This is a genomic window from Streptomyces sp. NPDC048297, assembly GCF_043201585.1.
GTDB lineage: Bacteria > Actinomycetota > Actinomycetes > Streptomycetales > Streptomycetaceae > Streptomyces.
Map to the genome: position 1 here is coordinate 18,091 of NZ_JBICZA010000012.1, position 19,821 is coordinate 37,911.

Sequence of the window (19,821 nt, forward strand, 5' to 3'; positions counted from 1 at the left end):
CGCCTAGAGATTGACCCACCCCCCCCGTGACACGCGAAAGACCTTCCACCACGATGGGTAGACGGTCTCTCAAGTGGGCAAAGTCACTCGATGTCGGCAAGCGCCCGGTACAGCGTCGCGCGGGACACCTTGAGCGCCTTGGCAATGGCCGTGACGCTCTCTCCCTTGGCCTTACGTGCCTTGGCTGCAGCGAGTTTGTCAGCACCCATGGCGGTGGGTCGACCGCCGGTCCGACCCTGGGCCTTGGCGGCGTCCAGCCCGGCGCGGGTCCGCTCAATGATCATGTCTCGCTCAAGCTCCGCAAAGGCAACCATCATCGTGAAGAAGAACTTGCCCTCGCCCTTCGGGGAGTAGCTACCGGCCAGCGTGCCCGTCAGAATCCGCAGCGCGATCCCCCGGGCGTGCAGATCCTCGGCGATCGTGAGCACTTCCTTGGTGGAACGGCCCAACCGGTCCAGCTTCCACACGGTGAGGGTGTCACCCTCCCGCATGTAGTCGAGAGCAGCGAGCAGCCCGGCACGGTCGACGTTCTTGCCCGACGCCTTGTCCTCGAAGATGCGGGCGCACCCTGCCTCAGTGAGAGCGTCCGCCTGAAGCTGCGCATCCTGGGCATTGGTGCTGACTTGCTGGTAGCCGATCAAGGTTCCGGTGTTCGTCGCCATGCCGAGATTGTCTCATAACTCGTCTCAAAACATCAGGTCTTGCGAGTGGGTTCTGAGACGGGTTTTGAACGGCAGGGGTGCCCTCAGGCTGTTTCGGGGCGGCCGTCTCAATAACCGTCGTTTGATAGACACCCACCGACGATCACACACAGCAACACGAGTTACGCGCTGGCCCTCACTGTCCCGTATCTATCGATGTGCCCTGTCTCAAGTGGCCTGGTGAGATTCGCTCATCCCGTCAGACGATCTGGTTCCGTGAGCGGTGGAAAAGGCAGTGGGCAAAGATCGCGCAAGCGGCGGACTTACCCCCCATGACCGCATCGGATCCCAAGGTTGACCTTCACTTCTACCTGCAGTCCGCCCGTGATGCCCTGTTGTGGAAGACACCGCCTTGAGGGCTGTCACCTCCCCAAAAGTCACTGCCACCTCAAGCATGTCGGCTTCGGCGCACAGTAGGGCGGCGTCGGCGTGTGCGTACTCAGCCTCCGAGGCGTCGAGCGCGTCAATGGAGATCAGTAGGCGCTCTGCTTTCTGCCTCAGCTGTGCAGCCTGCTCGGGATCGGGCGCACCGTTGTGAAAGCCGAGGCAAGAGTCAGGCGCCTTCGCAAGGCTGGCCAGCCAGTCACCCATACCGCCGCGGATCAGTGGAAGATCACGCCGCTCACCTGACGGAGTGGCCCGCACGGAACCATCCCAAACGAACGGGGTGGGTTCGGGGCCTTGTCGGAGTACTGTGCGGCGATGGCGAGGGCTGCGTGGGCGCGCGTGTTCTCTATGTACATCGGCAAGCGCGTAACTCCTTGTGCTGTGGCTGATCCGCGCTGTCTCACAGGTGAGCAGCCGATCAGGTGACTTGCTGGGGGCCAGGCACCCCTGAAAGGGGCGATCAACGTACCTAATTCCCGCAGGTCAGAAAGCGAATAGGTGATTAGAGAGACACAAAACCATCCCTAGCTGTAGCGCAATGCAGAAATGGTGCGCCGAGCGTCACCTTCGTCATTTCCGCAGGTCAGTCCGTTGACGAGTCGAGTCAATTCGTCACGCCGTCGCCCATGCCGACTCGCTACCCACCTCCGAGGAGCGCAAAGGTTCCCAGCGCGCTGTGTGGCTGTCTGCGGGCATGAGAAGTCCCGCCCTGCCGCACCCGGACCGAACGGGGCTGAGAGGGAGACTCAGGGGCGCCTAAACCCACTCGATGGACACGCGTCCCTCGATCACGGCAGATGCCTTGCTGCCTCGGCTCTTTTCGCTGGGCAGCGCCTTCCGTACGGTCACCCGCTTGCAGAACAGCGCCACGAAGCTGCGCCGGTCGGCCAGCGTCGCCGACTCCCACCAGGACCCCGGACCCAGGGGGTCACCGTTGTCTGACCCGGTCCACGCGCTGATGGGCAGCACCAGCGAACCGGCCTGCCCGAGTGTCTCCATCCTGCTGTCAGCGGCGCGTAGCCGCTCCTGCTGAGTCCGGATGTCTTCCTGCCAGCGTGCCCGGCCGACGGGGTCACCGGCGTAAAGGTCCCGGTCGTCGTACAACTGCGTCAGAGCCCGCGTAGCGTCTGCCCGCTCCTGCATGACCGCTTGCCGCTCCTGCGCCGCCTCGGGCGTCTCGTTCACCTCAGCGTAGTGCGCGCTGACGCGAGTGAGGGTTTCCCGCGACTCCTCATCCCATTCCGCTGCCGCAATCACCGCGAAAATGCTCCGGACCACATGATCGTCAACGGCGGCGCGCGAAATGTAGCTGCGCCCCTCATGGTCACCAGGGGCAGCGCTCAACGGCTTCCCTGCCGGGCGGTTGCAGAAGTAGCTGGGGCGCGCCGAGTTGTTGGCTGACATCGAGCAGCCACACGCACAGGCCAGTACGCCCATGGACGAGAGCAGCGCCGTAGTCCGGTGTTCATTCATGCGGACCGGCCGGGCGTCGAGCCATTCCTGCACGGCGAACCAGTCGGCTTCGCTGAGGATCGGTTCCCATGCGCGGACCGGCTTACCGTCCGCGTCCCGTTGGATTCGGTGGCCGGTCACGCGCCCATTGGTGTTGTAGGTGGCCTCAGCGTAGAAGCCAGCGATATGCGGGTGGCGAAGCATCCGGATGAGCGTCTTGGGGTGCCATGAACTACCGGCCGTGCGCTTCCCGCGCGAGGCACCCAAGGTCGGGACCCCTTCGGCATTCAGCGTTGAGCAGATCGAGTGCACAGAGTCAGTGCCAGCGAGCAGAGCTTTCACAATGCGCCGGATAACTTCCGCCTCTTCCAGCTGAGTTGTAAGGGTCTGCACGGCAACAGGTTTACCGCCGGGAGTAGTCCGGTTCTCCTGCTGAAGCCTGCGACCATATGGCGCCTTACCGCCCATATAGCCGCCCAGCGAACGGGTCAGCGCAGCAGCGTCACGGACAGCCGTCGACTTGTTCTTGGACTCCTGGTGTGCTGCGTCAAGGCGGAAGATCAGGTGAATCAGGTCCATGGTGTCGCCGGGCCGGAATACGCCCTCCATGGTCGACACGATGGTTACGCCCAGCGAGAGCAATTCGTTGACGATCGGGATTGCGTCGCGCGGTTCCAGGCGGGAAAACCTTGAAATGTTGTAGACGACGACCACGTTGACCCGGCCCATGCGGCAGTCGCGCAACAGCCGCTCAAAATCCGGCCGCTCCGTCCCGCTGTAGGCAGAGATGCCGACGTCCTCATAGTGTCCACACCAGGTGGTTTCGCGGCCCTGCCGCGCGGCCTCAGTGGCGAACGATTCGAACCGTGCCCGGTTGGCGTCGCGCTGGCTCGCGGGGCTTGCCTCGCTGCCGTTGGCCCGTCCGTAGGACTGCCGTGTGTAGCCTGCGACGTGAAGGTTCATACCGCTTACCACCTGGGGTGTTGTCATGGCAGATTCTCGCCATCGTTCGTGGGAATACGCAACCGTGCCGCTGCTCGTCCATGCCACGAAGCAGATTCTGGACACCTGGGGCGAGGACGGCTGGGAGCTCGTCCAGGTCGTGCCCGGACCCAACAACCCCGAGCAGCTGGTGGCCTACCTGAAGCGGGAGAAGCAGGCGTGAGCGCGGTCGAGACCAAGCTGGCCGAACTCGGCCTGACCCTGCCGGAGGTCGTGCCGCCGCTGGCCGCGTACCAGCCGGCCGTGCGCTCCGGCGTGTACGTCTACACCGCCGGCCAGCTGCCGATGGTGGACGGCAAGCTGCCGATCACCGGCAAGGTGGGTGCCGAGGTCACCCCCGAGGAGGCCAAGGCCCTGGCCCGCACCTGCGCGCTGAACGCGCTGGCCGCCGTCAAGTCCGTGGTCGGCGACCTGGACCGTGTCGCGCGCGTTGTGAAGGTCGTCGGATTCGTCGCCTCCGCCGCCGACTTCACCGGGCAGCCCGGTGTCGTCAACGGCGCCAGCGAACTGCTCGGCGAGGTCCTGGGCGAGAAGGGCGTCCACGCCCGCAGCGCCGTGGGCGTCGCGGTGCTCCCGCTGGACGCGCCGGTGGAGGTCGAGATCCAGGTCGAGCTGGTTCCGTAGCCTTCTGCTGTGTCGGGGCGGCCTCTGCTGTGTGCGGGGCCGCTTCTGCCGTGTCCGGGGCGGCCTCTGCCGAGTCCGAGGCAGCTTCTGCTGTGCCAGAGACGGCCTCTGCTGTGTCCGGGGCCGGGCCGGCCCCTGGGCGACAGCTTCGGGCGACGGCAGCTTCCGGGCGGCGACAGCTTCCATGCGGCGACAGCTTTCGCGTGACGACATCCGGGACCGGCCCCCGAAACCCCTCTGACCTCGGGCACCTCTCGAACATTCGCCCTACACGGGATAGCCTCCGGCCATGGCGAACGGTCAGAACGGTCAGTGGTACCCCCCGGAGTGGCCCGACCGCATCCGCGCGCTCGCGGACGGCACCCTCACGCCGGTGACGCCCAGGCGCGCGGCCACGGTGCTGCTCCTGAAGGACAGCCAGACCGGGCCGGTCGTCCACATGCTGCGCAGACGCGCCTCCATGGCCTTCGCCGGAGGCGCGTACGCGTATCCGGGCGGCGGTGTGGACCCGCGGGACGACGACCGGCAGGTCCGCTGGGCGGGCCCTACGCGCGCGTGGTGGGTGGACCGGCTCGGCGTCGACGAGGCCGGCGCGCAGGCGATCGTCTGCGCGGCCGTGCGCGAGACGTACGAGGAGGCCGGCGTGCTGCTCGCCGGTCCCGGCCCCGACTCGGTCGTCGGTGACACCACCGGGGACGACTGGGAGGCGGACCGTGCCGCCCTGGTCGCGCGCGAGCTGTCCTTCGCCGAGTTCCTGGACCGCCGCGGCCTGGTCCTGCGCTCCGACCTGCTCGGCGCCTGGACCCGCTGGATCACCCCGGAGTTCGAGGCCCGCCGCTACGACACCTGGTTCTTCGTGGCCGCCCTCCCGGAGGGGCAGCGCACCCGCAACGTGTCCACGGAGGCGGACCGCACCGTGTGGATCCGGCCCGAGGAGGCCGCCGCCGGCTACGACAAGGGCGAGCTGCTGATGATGCCGCCCACCATCGCCACCCTGCGCCAGCTGCTGCCGTTCCGCACCGCCGCCGAGACGCTGGCCGGCGCCCCCGCGCGCGACATGACCCCGGTGATCGCGCGCGCCCGTCTGGAGGACGGCGAGATCGTGCTGTCCTGGCCGGGGCACGACGAGTTCACCAAGCACGTCCCGTCGTCCGCTCCGAGCACCGGTGGAGGCCCCGCATGACCGACGCAGCAGTCCTGCCCGGCCAGCCCCGGGGCACCGTCGTCTCCGGGCCCGCCACCGAACGTGCCGTCAACGTGCTCGCGCCCAACGCCTCCGCGATGACCCTGGACGGCACCAACACCTGGATCGTCGCCGAGCCGGACTCCGAGCTGGCCGTGGTCATCGACCCGGGCCCGCTGGACGACGCCCACCTGCGCAACGTCGTCGACACCGCGGAGAAGGCCGGTAAGCGCGTCGCCCTCACCCTGCTCACACACGGCCACGCCGACCATGCCGAGGGCGCCGCCCGCTTCGCCGAAATCACCGGCACGCGCGTGCGTGCCCTCGACCCGGCGCTGCGGCTCGGCGACGAGGGCCTGGCCGCCGGGAACGTGATCGCGCTCGGCGGGCTGGAGCTGAGGGTCGTGGCGAGCCCCGGGCACACGGCGGACTCCCTGTGCTTCCATCTCCCGGCCGACCGGGCGGTGCTGACGGGCGACACCGTCCTCGGGCGCGGCACGACCGTCGTGGCCCACCCCGACGGCCGCCTGGGCGACTACCTGGACACCCTGCGCCGGCTGCGCTCGCTGACCGTGGACGACGGCGTGCACACCGTCCTGCCCGGCCACGGGCCGGTCCTGGAGGACGCCCAGGGCGCCGTCGAGTTCTACCTCGCCCACCGCGCCCACCGCCTCGCCCAGGTCGAGACCGCCGTCGAGGACGGCTACCGCACCGCCGCCCAGGTCGTCGCGCACGTGTACGCGGACGTCGACCGCTCCCTGTGGCCGGCGGCCGAGATGTCGGTACGGGCCCAGATGGACTACCTCACCGAGCACGGGCTGATCTAGGGCCCGTCCTCCCGACCTCCCGTCCTCCCGACCTCGCCGGGTCGTCAGTCCCAACCCTCCGGTCGCGGGGTCTTCACGCCGTGCACGCGCGCGTACTCCTCGGCGAGCCAGGGGCCGAGGTCGTCCACGTACGTCCGCAGGACGTCCCGGTCGCCGACGGGCTCGGAGCCGTAACGGGCGGCCGTGCGCAGCTGTGCGGCCCAGTACGGGTAGTACGCGCCGAACGCCTCGGCCATCTCCCGCAGATCGCTCGTCCAGCCGTTCCAGCGGGGCATGACGAGGGTGAAGCCGGTGCGTACGAGGTGCCGGGACATGAAGCGGACCAGCGGGCGCCGGGCGGTCTCGGTGTCGTCCGCCCCCGCGATCCGCTCGCGCCAGCGCGGCAGCCGGCCGGCCAGGTCACCGTTCGTCTCCCGGGCGAGCAGGGAGTTCGGCCGGTAGCGGGGGAGCCGCCCGGCGAGGTCGTCCCCGAGCAGCGGTGTGCACAGGCAGGCGAGGAACCAGCCCAGGTCGTGCCGCTCCAGGTCGCTGAGCAGCCGCGCCCGTCCGTACAGCAGCGTCCCCACGCCGTCGATCTGCGCGAACTCCGTGTCGAGCGCCTCCCCGAGGGCGCGTACGGCCTCCCGGTCGGCGTCCGTCGGCTCCGCGCACAGGGCCACCAGCAGATCCAGGTCGCTGAGCCCCACGCACGCGGTGCCCCGCGGGATCGACCCGTAGAGGTAGGCGCTGTCCAGCCGCGCCCCGAGGACACCGGGCAGCCGCTCGCGCACGGCGTCGACGACCGGCCGGAAGTCCCGCCGCACGCGCGCGAGGGAGCCTTCGCGGGCGAGGAAGCCCTGGGCGTCGAGACCGCGACCGTGGGAGGCGGGAAACTCGATCATGCGGCCACTGTGCCCCGCCGGGGCCGTGTGTGCAGACGAATTACCGCGGGGCGCGAATTACCGCGCCGCTACGGCGTCATGGGTCATGCCTCAGGACCGACCGGCCAGGGACCGGGCGTCAGCAGGACCGACCGGCCAGGGAACCGGCGTCAGCGCGACCGCTTGGCCAGTCGCTCCACGTCCAGCAGGATCACGGCCCGCGCCTCCAGGCGCAGCCATCCACGCTGGGCGAAGTCGGCCAGCGCCTTGTTCACGGTCTCGCGCGAGGCGCCGACCAGCTGGGCCAGCTCCTCCTGCGTGAGGTCGTGGACGACGTGGATGCCCTCCTCGGACTGCACGCCGAAGCGGCGGGACAGGTCCAGCAGGGCGCGCGCCACACGGCCGGGCACGTCGGAGAAGACCAGGTCGGACATGGCGTCGTTGGTCTTGCGCAGCCGGCGGGCGACCGCGCGCAGCAGCGCCGTGGCCACCTCGGGGCGCGCGTTCAGCCAGGGCTGGAGGTCGCCGTGGCCCAGGCCCAGCAGCTTGACCTCGGTCAGCGCGGTGGCGGTCGCCGTGCGCGGGCCCGGGTCGAACAGCGACAGCTCGCCGATCAGCTCGCCGCCGCCGACCACGGCCAGCATGTTCTCGCGGCCGTCGGGTGAGGTGCGGTGCAGCTTGACCTTGCCCTCGGTGACGACGTAGAGCCGGTCTCCGGGGTCGCCCTCGTGGAAGAGGGAGTCCCCGCGTGCGAGGGTCACCTCACTCATGGAGGCGCGAAGCTCCGCGGACTGCTCGTCGTCGAGAGCCGCGAAGAGCGGGTTGCGCCGCAGAACGTCGTCCACGAGTTCTCTCCTTGTCGACCTGCTCAGGGGATCTTGCTCCCCCTTGGTTCCAGGGGACCGTGCTCCCCATTTTGCCGGACGGTCCAAACAGTGTGATCTGTCACAAGGATGCCGCACAGGTGTCCCGAGGTAAGCGGCAGGGGTCCAATCGGGGGCGGATCTTCCGGGTCAGGGGCGGATGTCAGTGGCGGGCTCTAGGCTGGCCGGGTGTCCAAAACGCCGGTGAGAGCACAGGCCAAGGGGGCTGGGCGGGTGACGGTACGTCGGGATTCCGCTGTGGGCGAACAGGCGTCCAACGGAAGTAGCAAATCGGTGAAATCTGTAAAAAAGGTACCAGGCGTGAAGGTGCCCGCCAACGAGTCCCGTACCGCTCTGGTCCGCCGCGCGCGCCGGATCAACCGCGAGCTCGCCGAGGTCTATCCGTACGCCCATCCCGAGCTGGACTTCGAGAACCCCTTCCAGCTCCTGGTGGCCACGGTGCTCTCGGCCCAGACCACCGACCTGCGCGTCAACCAGACGACCCCGGCGCTCTTCGCGAAGTACCCCACCCCCGAGGACCTGGCCGTCGCCAATCCGGAGGAGGTCGAGGAGATCCTGCGCCCCCTCGGCTTCTTCCGCGCCAAGACCCGCTCGGTGACCGGGCTTTCCAAGGCCCTCGTCGAGGACTTCGGCGGCGAGGTGCCCGGAAAGCTGGAGGACCTGGTCAAGCTGCCCGGCGTCGGACGCAAGACCGCCTTCGTCGTCCTCGGCAACGCGTTCGGCCGGCCAGGTATCACCGTGGACACGCACTTCCAGCGCCTCGTGCGGCGCTGGCAGTGGACCGACGCGACCGACCCCGACAAGATCGAGGCCGCCGTCGGCGAGCTGTTCCCCAAGAAGGACTGGACCGACCTGTCCCACCACGTGATCTGGCACGGTCGCCGCATTTGCCACGCCCGCAAGCCCGCCTGCGGAGCCTGCCCCATCGCCCCGCTCTGCCCGGCCTACGGCGAGGGCGAGACCGACCCGGAGAAGGCCGCGAAGCTGCTGAAGTACGAGAAGGGCGGCTTCCCCGGGCAGCGCCTGAAGCCCCCGCAGTCCTACCTCGACGCGGGCGGCAAGGCAGCCCCGCCCCTGGGCGCCGGATGACGGACGGGCCGCACGCAAGGCCGTACGCGTCGTACGCAAGGTCGTTCGTAAGGCCGCACGCAGGCACGGCCGTACGCCGAGAAGGCCGGATGAGGGTGACGGGTGACAGGTGATGAGTGACGGATGACGGAACGATCTCGGTGCCCTCGGGCGTTGGACTCGGCAGGACGGGGGTGGCCATGGGGTACATGCGCGACACGCACGACGGCGCGGTGACGCTGAGCGAGGAGGGCCTGCCGGACTGGCTGGAGCCGGTGGTGCGGGCCGCGGAGACGGTCGAGCCGACCCAGCTCAGCCGCTTCCTGCCGCCCGCGAACGGGTCGGGGCGCAAGTCGGCCGTGCTGATCCTGTTCGGCGAGGGTGAGCAGGGCCCCGAGCTGCTGCTGATGGAGCGTGCCGGCTCGCTGCGCTCGCACGCCGGGCAGCCGTCCTTCCCGGGCGGCGCCCTCGACCCGGAGGACGGCGACCCGGGGGGCGACGGGCCGCTCAGGGCCGCGCTGCGCGAGGCCGAGGAGGAGACCGGCCTCGATCCCGCGGGCGTCCAGCTCTTCGGTGTCCTGCCCGCCCTGTACATCCCGGTCAGCGGCTTCGTCGTCACGCCCGTGCTCGGCTGGTGGCGCGAGCCCAGCCCGGTCGGCGTCGTCGACCCGAACGAGACCGCGCGGGTCTTCACGGTCCCCGTGGCGGATCTCACGGACCCCGCCAACCGCGCCACCACCGTCCACCCCAGCGGTCACAGAGGCCCGGCATTCCTGGTCGAATCGGCCCTGGTGTGGGGTTTCACGGCCGGAGTGATCGACCGGCTGCTGCACTTCGCGGGCTGGGAGCGCCCCTGGGACAGGGCCAAGCAGGTCCCGCTCGACTGGCGGTCATGACAGGGTGTCGTCCGTGCTGTTCATCTTCGGGGGCCGTGACACCGGCGGCTTCGCCACCGACCCCCGGATCCCCGGCCGCGCTGCTGGGACCGGAGTGAGTAGGCGAGGCCTGAAGCAGTGAACGTGCTGGACATCCTGTTGCTGGTCGCGGCCGTGTGGTTCGCGGTCGTCGGCTACCGCCAGGGCTTCGTCGTCGGCATCCTGTCGGTGATCGGCTTCCTCGGCGGCGGTCTCGTGGCCGTGTACACGCTGCCCGTCATCTGGGATGCCGTGACCGGCAGCGCGCAGGTCGGCACCACCGCCGCCGTCGTCGCCGTGGTCGTCGTCATCGTCTGCGCCTCCGTCGGCCAGGCGCTGACCACCCACCTCGGCAACAAGCTGCGCCGCCACATCACCTGGTCCCCGGCCCGCGCCCTGGACGCCACCGGCGGCGCCCTGGTCAACGTCGTCGCGATGCTCCTGGTCGCCTGGCTGATCGGCTCCGCGCTCGCCCAGACCACCCTGCCCACGCTGGGCAAGGAGGTCCGTAACTCCAAGGTGCTGATCGGGGTCTCCGAGGCGCTGCCCGGACAGGCCGACACCTGGTTCAAGGACTTCACCTCGGTCCTCGCGCAGAACGGCTTCCCGCAGGTCTTCAGCCCGTTCTCGGACGAGCCGATCAAGGACGTCCGGCCGCCCGATCCGGCGCTCGTCAACAGCGTGGTGCCCGCCCGCGCACAGCGCTCCATCGTCAAGGTCACCGGGACCGCGCACGGCTGCGGCAAGGTCCTGGAGGGCAGCGGCTTCGTCTTCGGCGACCGGCGCGTGATGACCAACGCGCACGTCGTGGGCGGGGTGGACGAGCCCACCGTGCAGATAGGCGGCGTGGGCCGCAAGTACGACGCGAAGGTCGTCCTCTACGACTGGCGGCGCGACATCGCCGTCCTGGACGTGCCCGACCTGAAGGCGCCCGCGCTGACGTTCTCGAAGCAGGACGCGGCCACCGGGGACGGCGCGATCGTCGCCGGCTTCCCGGAGAACGGCTCGTACGACGTCCGCTCCGCGCGCGTGCGCGGACGCATCACCGCCAACGGCCCGGACATCTACCACCGCGGCACGGTCAGCCGCGACGTCTACTCCCTGTACGCGACCGTCCGCCAGGGCAACTCCGGCGGCCCGCTGCTCACGCCCGACGGCAAGGTCTACGGCGTGGTGTTCGCCAAGTCCCTCGACGACGCCGAGACCGGCTACGCGCTCACCGCCGACGAGATCCGGCAGGACATCGACCGGGGGCGTACGGCGAACCAGCAGGTGGGCACCGACAGCTGCGCCCTGTGAGCGGGAACGTGCCGCGCGAGGGGGGAAGGAACGCCCGGCTGAGTGCTGCCGGCGCTCGGTCGCGTGGTGCCGGCGTTCAGCCGCGTGGGTGACGCAGGCGTACCGAGACCCAGCGGGCCCGGCGGCGCAGGATACGCGGAATCCCCACCCTCGGGTCCGCCTCCGCGAGTTGCGGGGAACCGCGCCGGGAGGAACCCACGGCGGCGGAACGGCGGTTGCGGGGTGCGTCACTGTAGTCGTGCGTCCAGCCCATACCCCGACGTCTGCCCCTGCCCCAAGGTCGATAACCGCCTCCGCACCGCCCAATTGGCCTATGCGCCAGGCATGTGGCCGTTCGACGGACATGTGTCCGGGAAGCGCACGCGAAGCGCACGGGAACCGGACACTCCACGCACCGGTCCACGCACCGGTCCACGCACCGGTCCACGCACCGGTCCACGCACCGGTCCACGCACCGGTCCACGCACCAGTCCACGCACCAGTCCACGCACCGGCCCGCGCACCGGTCCGCTCACCGATCGGGTTCGGGATCCTTCAGCCAGTTGACGAGCTCCGCCGAGAAGGCCACCGGGTCCTCCTCGTGCGGGAAGTGACCGAGACCGTCGAACAGGCGCCAGCGGTACGGGGCTTCGACGTACTCGCCCGAGCCGGCCGCGCTGCGGGTGCGGGTCACCGGGTCCAGGGAACCGTGCAGATGCAGCGTGGGCACCCGCACCGGCCGCTTCATCCTGCGGTTGAACTGGATGCCGTCCGGGCGGGCCAGCGAGCGCACCAGCCAGCGGTACGGCTCGATCGAGCAGTGCGCGGTGGACGGGATGCACATGGCCCGCTGGTACGCCTCCACGGCCTCGTCCTGCGGCGGCTGCGGCCCCGACCACTCGCGGATCAGCCGGCCCACCAGCGCGCCGTCGTCGGCGGTCAGCTGCCGCTCGGGGATCCACGGCCGCTGGAAGCCCCAGATGTAGGAGCTGGCGGCCGTCTGCCGGGCGTCCCGGAGCATCGCGGAGCGCCAGCGCCGGGGGTGCGGCATCGACACGACCGCGAGCCGCCGTACGAGCTTGGGCCGCATCGCGGCGGCCGTCCACGCCAGGTAGCCGCCCAGGTCGTGACCGACCAGCGTGGCGTCCGGCTCGCCGAGCGAGCGGATCACACCGGTGACGTCCAGGGCGAGGTTGGCGGGGTCGTACCCGCGCGGGGTGCGGTCGCTGCCGCCGACGCCGCGCAGGTCCATGGCCACCGCCCGGTAGCCCGCGTCGGCGAGCGCGGTCAGCTGGTGCCGCCACGTCCACCAGAACTGCGGGAAGCCGTGCAGGAGCAGCACGAGCGGACCGTCGCCGATCTCCGCGATGTGGAAGCGCGCGCCGTTGGCGGCGACGTCCCGGTGCGTCACCTTGTCCCCGGAGGGAAGATCGATCCGTACGGCCGCTGCGGCGGCGGGCTCCGTCATGAAGACGAGCGTGCCACAATCTCGGGCCTGCGGTCCCGCGGCAGCTCCGCGCGCGGGTGCGGCTTGGCGTTCTGCAGGACGCCCGCGGTCTCCCTCACCGACGCGGCGACCATCTGCGGGCCCTTGCTCCGCTTGGCCTTCTTGGCGAACACCACACCGATCAGGGCGAGCAGCCCGGCGACCAGGACGTTGGCCGCGAAGGACAGCACGAAGCAGATCGCCAGGTTCCAGTTGCTCCAGGTGCGGATGCCGTACGCCAGCGCGAAGTTGAGCATCGGCAGGGAGAACAGCAGCACGGCGCCCGCCACCGTGAACGAACCGCCGCTGACCGCGCCGCGCTTCACGTCCTGCTTGAGCTGTGCCTTGGCCAGCGCGATCTCGTCGTGCACGAGCGCCGACATCTCGGTCGTCGCCGAGGCGACCAGTTGGCCGAGGCTGCGTTCGGCGCCGACCGGGGTGCCGTCGGGTGCGCTCATCGCGTTCTCCCTCTGAGGTTTGCTGCCGTCTTGTTTTGTACCGTCTCGTCAGATCATGCCGGACGACCGTCCTCCTCGCCTGCCCCGCCCGGCACTTCCGTACGCCCGTGGCGCGCCGCGGCGGCCTTCTCGGCGGCGATGCGGCGGTGCTCGACGGCCTTGCGCTCGTGGATCGCGGCCATGCGCAGGTGGTACGCGGGGTCGTCCTGCTCGTAGATGTCCGGGATGCCGTCCTGGTCCTCGTCGCGCTCCTCGTCCGCGCACAGGTTCCGGTACTTGGTGTTCCGTATCTTCAGCAGCACCGTGGCGCCCATGGCCGCGATGAGCGATCCGGTGAGGACGGCCGCCTTCACCTCGTCGGTCAGCACGGCGTCGCCGTCGAAGGCCAGCTCGCCGATGAGCAGCGAGACGGTGAAACCGATCCCGGCGAGGGCCGCCACCGCGAACACGTCGGCCCAGGCGAGGCCGTCGCTGAGGGAGGCGCGGGTGAAGCGCACGGTCAGCCAGGCGCCGCCGAAGATGCCGAGGGCCTTGCCGACGACCAGCCCGAGCACCACCCCGAGCGTCTCGGGCCGTGTGAACACGTCCCCGAGCGCCCTTCCGGAGACCGGGACCCCCGCGCTGAACAGAGCGAACAGCGGCACCACGAGCCCGGCCGACAGCGGCCGCACCAGATGCTCGATGTGCTCGCCCGGCGAGTGCTGCTCGCCCTCGCGGGTGGTGCAGCGCATCATCAGGCCCATCGCCACGCCCGCGATGGTGGCGTGGACGCCGCTGTTGTACATGAGCGCCCAGTTCGTGACCGCCAGCGGCACGTACACGTACCAGCCGCGCACGCCCTTGCGCAGCAGCAGCCAGAAGACCACCAGTCCGGCGACGGCCCCGCCGAGCGTGGCGAAGTTGATCCGGTCGGTGAAGAAGATCGCGATGATGAGGATCGCGAAGAGGTCGTCGACGACCGCGAGGGTCAGCAGGAACGCGCGCAGGGCGCCGGGCAGCGAGGTGCCGATGACCGCGAGGACGGCGAGCGCGAAGGCGATGTCGGTGGCGGTGGGCACCGCCCAGCCCTGCCCGGAGCCGTGACCGGCGAGGTTGGTGAGCGTGTACACCAGGGCGGGTACGGCCATTCCGCACAGCGCCGCCACCACGGGCAGCACGGCCGCCCTGGGGTCGCGCAGGTCGCCGGCGACCAGCTCGCGCTTGAGCTCGATGCCGGCGACGAAGAAGAACACGGCGAGCAGGCCGTCGGCGGCCCAGTGGGCGACGGAGAGATTCAGCCCGAGGGCGCCGGGCCCGAGACGGAAGTGGCTGACCGACTCGTAGCTGTGGTGCAGTGCGGGGATGTTCGCCCAGGTCAGCGCGGTGAGGGCGGCGACGAGGAGCAGCACGCCGCCGACGGTCTCGGTGCGCAGCGCGTCCGCGACGATGGCCCGCTCGGGCAGGGACAGGCGTCCCAGGACCTTGCGGGCGGTGTTCGGGGTGCGGTGCGCGGTCACGGTGGGACCTCCGGTGAAGGGGTAGGGCGGAGCGATCGCCGACCAGACTTCCCGGCACACCTTGAGGTTCCTTGGCCTCGGCGCTCTTGTCGCGTCGAGGGATTTGGTTAGTTTACCTAAGTTCGCCGTCGGACGCATCCGCCGAGGTGCGAGTGCCGCACGAAAAGGGCGCCCGGCGTGTGCACGCCGGGCGCCCTTCAGGCATGTACCGCCTGCCCGTGCTCAGTCCTCGCCCGTGCTCAGTCCTCGCTCGTGCTCAGTCCTCGCTCGTGCTCGGTCCTCGCTCGGGTTCAGTTCCCACCCTTGCTCAGTCCTCGCTCGACGAGGTCGGAAGCTTGGCCTGGATGAGGCCCATGACCGCGGAGTCGGTCAGCGTGGTGACGTCACCGAGCTCACGGTTCTCGGCCACGTCCCGCAGCAGGCGGCGCATGATCTTGCCCGAGCGGGTCTTGGGCAGCTCCGCCACCGGCAGGATCCGCTTGGGCTTGGCGATCGGGCCGAGCGTGGCGCCGACGTGGTCACGCAGTTCGCCGACCAGCTTCTCGTCCTCCGACGCCGTGCCGCGCAGGATGACGAAGGCGACGATGGCCTGGCCGGTGGTCTCGTCGGCGGCGCCGACGACGGCCGCCTCGGCGACCGCCGGGTGCGAGACGAGCGCCGACTCCACCTCGGTGGTGGAGATGTTGTGCCCGGACACGAGCATCACGTCGTCCACACGGCCGAGAAGCCAGATGTCCCCGTCGTCGTCCCTCTTCGCGCCGTCGCCCGCGAAGTACTTGCCCTCGAAGCGCGACCAGTAGGTGTCGAGGAAGCGCTGGTCGTCACCCCAGATGGTGCGCAGCATCGACGGCCACGGCTCCGTGAGGACCAGGTAACCGCCGCCGCCGTTGGGCACCTCGTTCGCCTCGTCGTCCACGACCGTCGCGCTGATGCCGGGCAGCGGGCGCTGCGCGGAACCGGGCTTGGTCTCGGTGACGCCCGGCAGCGGCGAGATCATCATCGCGCCGGTCTCGGTCTGCCACCAGGTGTCCACGATCGGCGTCCGGTCGGCGCCGATGTTCTTGCGGTACCAGATCCACGCCTCGGGGTTGATCGGCTCACCGACCGAGCCGAGGATCCGCAGCGAGCCCAGGTCGAACTGAGCGGGGATGTCGTCGCCCCACTTCATGAACGTACGGATCGCTGTCGGCGCGGTGTAGAGGATCGTGACCCGGTATTTCTCGACGATCTCCCAGAACCGGCCCTGGTGGGGGGTGTCCGGGGTGCCCTCGTACATCACCTGCGTCGCACCGTTGGCCAGCGGCCCGTACACGATGTACGAGTGCCCGGTGACCCAGCCGACGTCGGCCGTGCACCAGAAGACGTCCGTCTCCGGCTTGAGGTCGAACACCGCGTGGTGCGTGTACGCCACCTGGGTGAGGTAGCCGCCGGAGGTGTGCAGGATGCCCTTCGGCTTACCCGTCGTCCCCGAGGTGTAGAGGATGAACAGCGGGTGCTCCGCCTCGAACGCCTCCGGGGTGTGCTCGGCGGACTGCCGCCCGACCAGTTCGTGCCACCACACGTCCCGCTCGGCGTTCCAGGCCACGTCCTGTCCGGTACGGCGCACCACCAGCACGTGCTCGACGTTGTCGACCTTGTCGATCGCCTCGTCCACGGCCGGCTTCAGCGCGGACGGCTTGCCTCGCCGGTAGCCGCCGTCGGAGGTGATGACGACCTTGGCGTCCGCGTCCTGGATGCGGGTGGCGAGCGCGTCCGCCGAGAAGCCGCCGAAGACGACCGAGTGCGCGGCGCCGATGCGGGCCGAGGCCAGCATCGCGATCGCCGTCTCCGGGATCATCGGCATGTAGATGGCGACCCGGTCGCCCTTGCGGACGCCCAGCTCCAGGAGCGCGTTGGCGGCCCTGGAGACCTCGTCCTTCAGCTCCGCGTACGTGATCGCACGGCTGTCGCCCGGCTCACCCTCGAAGTGGATGGCGACCCGGTCCCCGTGCCCGGCCTCGACATGCCGGTCCACGCAGTTGTAGGCGACGTTCAGCTCGCCGTCCTTGAACCACTTCGCGAACGGCGGGTTCGACCAGTCCAGCGTCTCGGTCGGTTCCTTGGCCCAGGCCAGCCGACGGGCCTGCTCGGCCCAGAAGCCGAGCCTGTCAGCCTTGGCCTGTTCGTACGCTTCGGCCGTGACGTTGGCGTTGGCGGCCAGATCGGCAGGCGGCGCGAAGCGTCGCTCCTCCTTCAAGAGGTTGGCCAGGCTTTCGTTGCTCACGACATCTCCCTTTCCCAGGGTGTCCGTTGTGTCCCAGGCCACACCTCATCAGACACCGGGGGTCGATGACAAGGGCGGCCCTCGATTGGTTTAGACCTGTCGGGGCTGATGTCGTGAGCTGCGGCTTCACACCGGACCGAGCGCTTCCTCCGTGTCCCTCATCTCCTCCCTCACATCCTCGAACACCGTGCCGTCCTCCGTGCCGCGCAGCAGGTAGGCCTGGGCTTCACCCACATGGAAGTACATCCCGTGCAGCTCCAGCGCGCCGGCCGCCAGCGCCCGCGCGACCGACTCGTGCGCCCGCAGGTGCTCCAGCTGCTGGAGCACGTTGGTCAGGCACAGCTGCTCGACCGCGTCGGCCGGTGAGCGTCCGGCCAGCCGGGGCCTGGCCCGCCGGTCGCCCGCCATCCGCTCCAGGCTCGGCTGTCCGTGCCTCAGCCACCGCTTGAGCGGGGTCATGACACCCCCGGCATCGGCCGCGAGCAGCGCCTGCATCGCCCCGCACCCGGAGTGCCCGCACACCGTGATGGAGCGCACCCGGAGCACGTCCACCGCGTACTCGATGGCCGCCGCCACCGAGTCGTCCCCGTGCTCCTCGCCCGGCGGCGGCACCAGGTTGCCGACGTTACGGACGACGAACAGGTCGCCTGGACCACTGGAGGTGATCATCGACGTCACCAGCCGGGAGTCGGCACAGGTGAGGAAGAGCTGCGAGGGCTGCTGCCCCTCCCGCGCCAGCCGCGCCAGCTCGTCCCGGACCAGCGGCGCGGTGTTCCGCTGGAACGAACTGATGCCACGGGCGAGTTCGCGGGGGATGGGGTGGGGGTGGGGGTCGGGGTGGGCGAGGGGGGTGGTTCCGGTGGTGTTGGTGGTGTCGGCGGTGTTGGTGGTGGTGCCGGTGTGGGGGGCGGTGCTGGTGGGGATGGCGGGGTTCGGTCCGGCGGCGGGCTCGGCGGGCTCGGCGGTGCTTGTGGCGGCGGCGAATTTGGTGCCGGTGCCGGTGCCGGTGCTGGCGCCCGTGCCGGTGACTCTGTCCGCGCCCGGCCCCGTGTCTCCGGGCGCCCCCGCCTCCGTACCGGGCCCGTCGGAGCCGGAACGGGAGCCGGTACCGGAGCTAGAGCCGGAGCCGGAGCCGGAGCTAGAGCCGGAGCCGGAGCTTCTCGATCTCGCACCCGCGCCGTCCGTACCGCCCTCCGCCGTACCGCCCTCCGCCGTACCGCCCTCCGCTCTACCGCCCTGCGCGCCACCACCTGCCGCGCCGCCGGACGGCATCGCGCACGCGTGGTTGCGCCACGGTGTCCAGGGCCGGCACTGGCACACCGCCGACTCGGCCGGGGTGGCGGCGGTCCGGACTCCGCCGCGCCGGCCCACCAGCTCGGCGGTGCCGCCCCGCGCGATGTGGGCGCTTCGCCAGTCCTGCAGTGACTCGTACGCCGCGTGGTCCATGAACGACCCGTCCAACTCCACGACGGCGTGGGCGCCTTGGGGTACGAGATGCAGGGCTCTGCTGAGCCGGGGCACCGCGAGGAATGTCAACTGGCCTCGGGCATGTACGTGATGGACTCCTTCCTTCTCCGTATGCGTGATGCGTGTGTGGGCGAGGCGGTGCAGGGCGACGGCGACCGCCATGGCGACTCCGAGGGACACGCCCTCAAGGACGCCGAGGAAAACCACGCCGAGTGTGGTGGCGGCGTACACCAGCACTTCGCGGTGGCGCGTCACCGTGCGGATGTGGTGCAGGGACACCATCTGGATACCGACGGCCATCACTAGGGCGGCGAGCGAGGCGAGGGGGATCCGCTCCAGGAGCGGGACCATCAGCAGCGCGGCGACTACTACGAGAACGCCGTGCAGCATCGTGGAGTTCCGGCTCACGGCACCGGAGTTCACATTCGCCGAACTCCGCACGGCGACGCCCGCGACCGGCAGTCCGCCGAGCATCCCGGAGACGACGTTGGCGGCGCCCTGGCCGAGCAGCTCGCGGTCGAGATCGGAGCGGCCGACGAGTCCCTGGGACGCGGGCCGGGCGGCGATCAGCTTGTCCACCGCGACCGCGCCGAGCAGCGACTGCACGCTGCACACCAGGGTGGTGGTGAGCACGGCGGCGGCGATGCCGAGCACCGGTCCCTCGGGCAGCCCGGCCAGGGCGTGGCTGCGCCAGGACGGCAGGTCGACCCGGGGCAGGGTCAGTCCGGCGAGCGCCGCGGTGACGGTGGCCCCGGTGACGGCGACGAGGGCGCCCGGGATCCTGCGCAACAGCCGGCCCGCGCGGCCGGGCAGGCGGGGCCAGGCCAGCAGGAGCGTCAGGGTCAGTGCGCTCATCGACACGGCGGCCGGGTCGAGGTGGGCCAACTGGGCGGGCAGGGCACGCAGGTTGGCGAGGACGGAGCTGTCCGGGCTGCCGCCGAGGACGATGTGCAGCTGGGCGATGGCGATGGTGACACCGATGCCGGCGAGCATGCCGTGCACCACGGCCGGGCTGACGGCGAGCGCTCCGCGCGCCACGCGCAGACAGCCGAGACCCAGTTGGGAGAGTCCAGCGAGGACGGTGATGCCGCAGGTCGCCCGCCAGCCGTACTGGTGGATCAGGTCGGCGGTGACCACGGTGAGTCCGGCGGCGGGCCCGCTGACCTGCAGCGGGGAGCCGCCGAGCCGCCCGGCGACGAGTCCGCCGACGGCCGCGGCGACCAGGCCGGCCTGCAGCGGGGCGCCCGTGGCCAGGGCGATGCCGAGGGAGAGCGGCAGGGCGATGAGGAAGACCGCGAGGGACGCGGACAGGTCGGCGCCCGCGACGTGAAAGCGGCGGCGCCGGGTGGGCGGGGTGTCGGGGGGCGGATGGTGCTGGATACGAGGGGGTGCGCAGGCTGACATGTTCCCGTCTCCTCCGGGGCAGCGCGGTCGCGGAATGGGGGGCCCTCGCCGACAGGCGAGGTGGTCG

General features: G+C 70.4%; 16 protein-coding genes. 7 read left to right on the plus strand and 9 right to left on the minus strand.

Annotated features, from left to right (window positions below; translation table 11 throughout):
- Positions 1-83 precede the first annotated feature (83 nt).
- Together ACGFYV_RS15240 and ACGFYV_RS15245 are read right to left on the minus strand one after the other, a co-directional pair.
- The gene (locus ACGFYV_RS15240) at positions 84-662 is read right to left on the minus strand and encodes a recombinase family protein (protein ID WP_393878851.1); all 579 of its coding nucleotides are present in this window, start codon (positions 660-662) and stop codon (positions 84-86) included.
- A gap of 1,182 nt (positions 663-1,844) precedes the next feature.
- Positions 1,845-3,503: a recombinase family protein gene (locus tag ACGFYV_RS15245; protein ID WP_393878852.1), complete on the minus strand. Its 1,659-nt coding sequence runs from the start codon at positions 3,501-3,503 to the stop codon at positions 1,845-1,847.
- Positions 3,504-3,528: 25 nt separating this feature from the next.
- Between ACGFYV_RS15245 and ACGFYV_RS15250 the strand changes: the two genes are divergently transcribed.
- From ACGFYV_RS15250 to ACGFYV_RS15265, 4 genes are all read left to right on the plus strand, one after another.
- Positions 3,529-3,705 (plus strand): DUF4177 domain-containing protein, encoded by a 177-nt coding sequence (locus tag ACGFYV_RS15250; RefSeq protein WP_359401980.1) that lies wholly within the window; start codon positions 3,529-3,531, stop codon positions 3,703-3,705.
- A complete protein-coding gene (locus ACGFYV_RS15255; RefSeq protein WP_393878853.1) occupies positions 3,702-4,166 on the plus strand; it encodes a RidA family protein in 465 nt (154 codons plus the stop codon). Before ACGFYV_RS15250 ends, ACGFYV_RS15255 begins: the two co-directional genes overlap by 4 nt.
- Positions 4,167-4,455: 289 nt before the next feature.
- The gene (locus ACGFYV_RS15260; protein ID WP_393878854.1) at positions 4,456-5,349 is read left to right on the plus strand and encodes an NUDIX hydrolase; all 894 of its coding nucleotides are present in this window, start codon (positions 4,456-4,458) and stop codon (positions 5,347-5,349) included.
- A complete protein-coding gene (locus ACGFYV_RS15265; protein WP_393878855.1) occupies positions 5,346-6,176 on the plus strand; it encodes an MBL fold metallo-hydrolase in 831 nt (276 codons plus the stop codon). Before ACGFYV_RS15260 ends, ACGFYV_RS15265 begins: the two co-directional genes overlap by 4 nt.
- A 44-nt stretch (positions 6,177-6,220) precedes the next feature.
- Here ACGFYV_RS15265 and ACGFYV_RS15270 read toward each other — a convergent pair whose 3' ends face one another.
- Together ACGFYV_RS15270 and ACGFYV_RS15275 are read right to left on the minus strand one after the other, a co-directional pair.
- Positions 6,221-7,057: a nucleotidyltransferase gene (locus ACGFYV_RS15270; RefSeq protein ID WP_393878856.1), complete on the minus strand. Its 837-nt coding sequence runs from the start codon at positions 7,055-7,057 to the stop codon at positions 6,221-6,223.
- 149 nt (positions 7,058-7,206) lie between these two features.
- A complete protein-coding gene (locus ACGFYV_RS15275) occupies positions 7,207-7,881 on the minus strand; it encodes a Crp/Fnr family transcriptional regulator (protein ID WP_393878857.1) in 675 nt (224 codons plus the stop codon).
- A gap of 339 nt (positions 7,882-8,220) precedes the next feature.
- On the opposite strand from ACGFYV_RS15275, the gene nth reads away from it, so the two are divergent.
- From nth to ACGFYV_RS15290, 3 genes are all read left to right on the plus strand, one after another.
- Positions 8,221-9,009, plus strand: a complete 789-nt coding sequence (nth, locus tag ACGFYV_RS15280) for an endonuclease III (protein ID WP_393878858.1) — start codon at positions 8,221-8,223, stop codon at positions 9,007-9,009.
- A 179-nt stretch (positions 9,010-9,188) separates the two neighbouring features.
- On the plus strand, positions 9,189-9,884 hold the full coding sequence (locus ACGFYV_RS15285; protein ID WP_393878859.1) for an NUDIX hydrolase: 696 nt from the start codon (positions 9,189-9,191) through the stop codon (positions 9,882-9,884).
- 117 nt (positions 9,885-10,001) lie between these two features.
- Positions 10,002-11,201, plus strand: a complete 1,200-nt coding sequence (locus tag ACGFYV_RS15290) for a MarP family serine protease (protein WP_393878860.1) — start codon at positions 10,002-10,004, stop codon at positions 11,199-11,201.
- A 511-nt stretch (positions 11,202-11,712) separates the two neighbouring features.
- On the opposite strand, the gene ACGFYV_RS15295 is transcribed toward ACGFYV_RS15290, so the two are convergent.
- From ACGFYV_RS15295 to ACGFYV_RS15315, 5 genes are all read right to left on the minus strand, one after another.
- On the minus strand, positions 11,713-12,648 hold the full coding sequence (locus ACGFYV_RS15295; protein ID WP_393878861.1) for an alpha/beta fold hydrolase: 936 nt from the start codon (positions 12,646-12,648) through the stop codon (positions 11,713-11,715).
- Positions 12,645-13,124 (minus strand): phage holin family protein, encoded by a 480-nt coding sequence (locus ACGFYV_RS15300; protein WP_393878862.1) that lies wholly within the window; start codon positions 13,122-13,124, stop codon positions 12,645-12,647. Before ACGFYV_RS15300 ends, ACGFYV_RS15295 begins: the two co-directional genes overlap by 4 nt.
- A 53-nt stretch (positions 13,125-13,177) precedes the next feature.
- On the minus strand, positions 13,178-14,620 hold the full coding sequence (gene nhaA, locus ACGFYV_RS15305; protein ID WP_393879028.1) for a Na+/H+ antiporter NhaA: 1,443 nt from the start codon (positions 14,618-14,620) through the stop codon (positions 13,178-13,180).
- 307 nt (positions 14,621-14,927) lie between these two features.
- On the minus strand, positions 14,928-16,883 hold the full coding sequence (acs, locus tag ACGFYV_RS15310; RefSeq protein WP_393878863.1) for an acetate--CoA ligase: 1,956 nt from the start codon (positions 16,881-16,883) through the stop codon (positions 14,928-14,930).
- A 126-nt stretch (positions 16,884-17,009) separates the two neighbouring features.
- On the minus strand, positions 17,010-19,754 hold the full coding sequence (locus tag ACGFYV_RS15315) for a SulP family inorganic anion transporter (RefSeq protein WP_393878864.1): 2,745 nt from the start codon (positions 19,752-19,754) through the stop codon (positions 17,010-17,012).
- Positions 19,755-19,821: the final 67 nt, after the last annotated feature.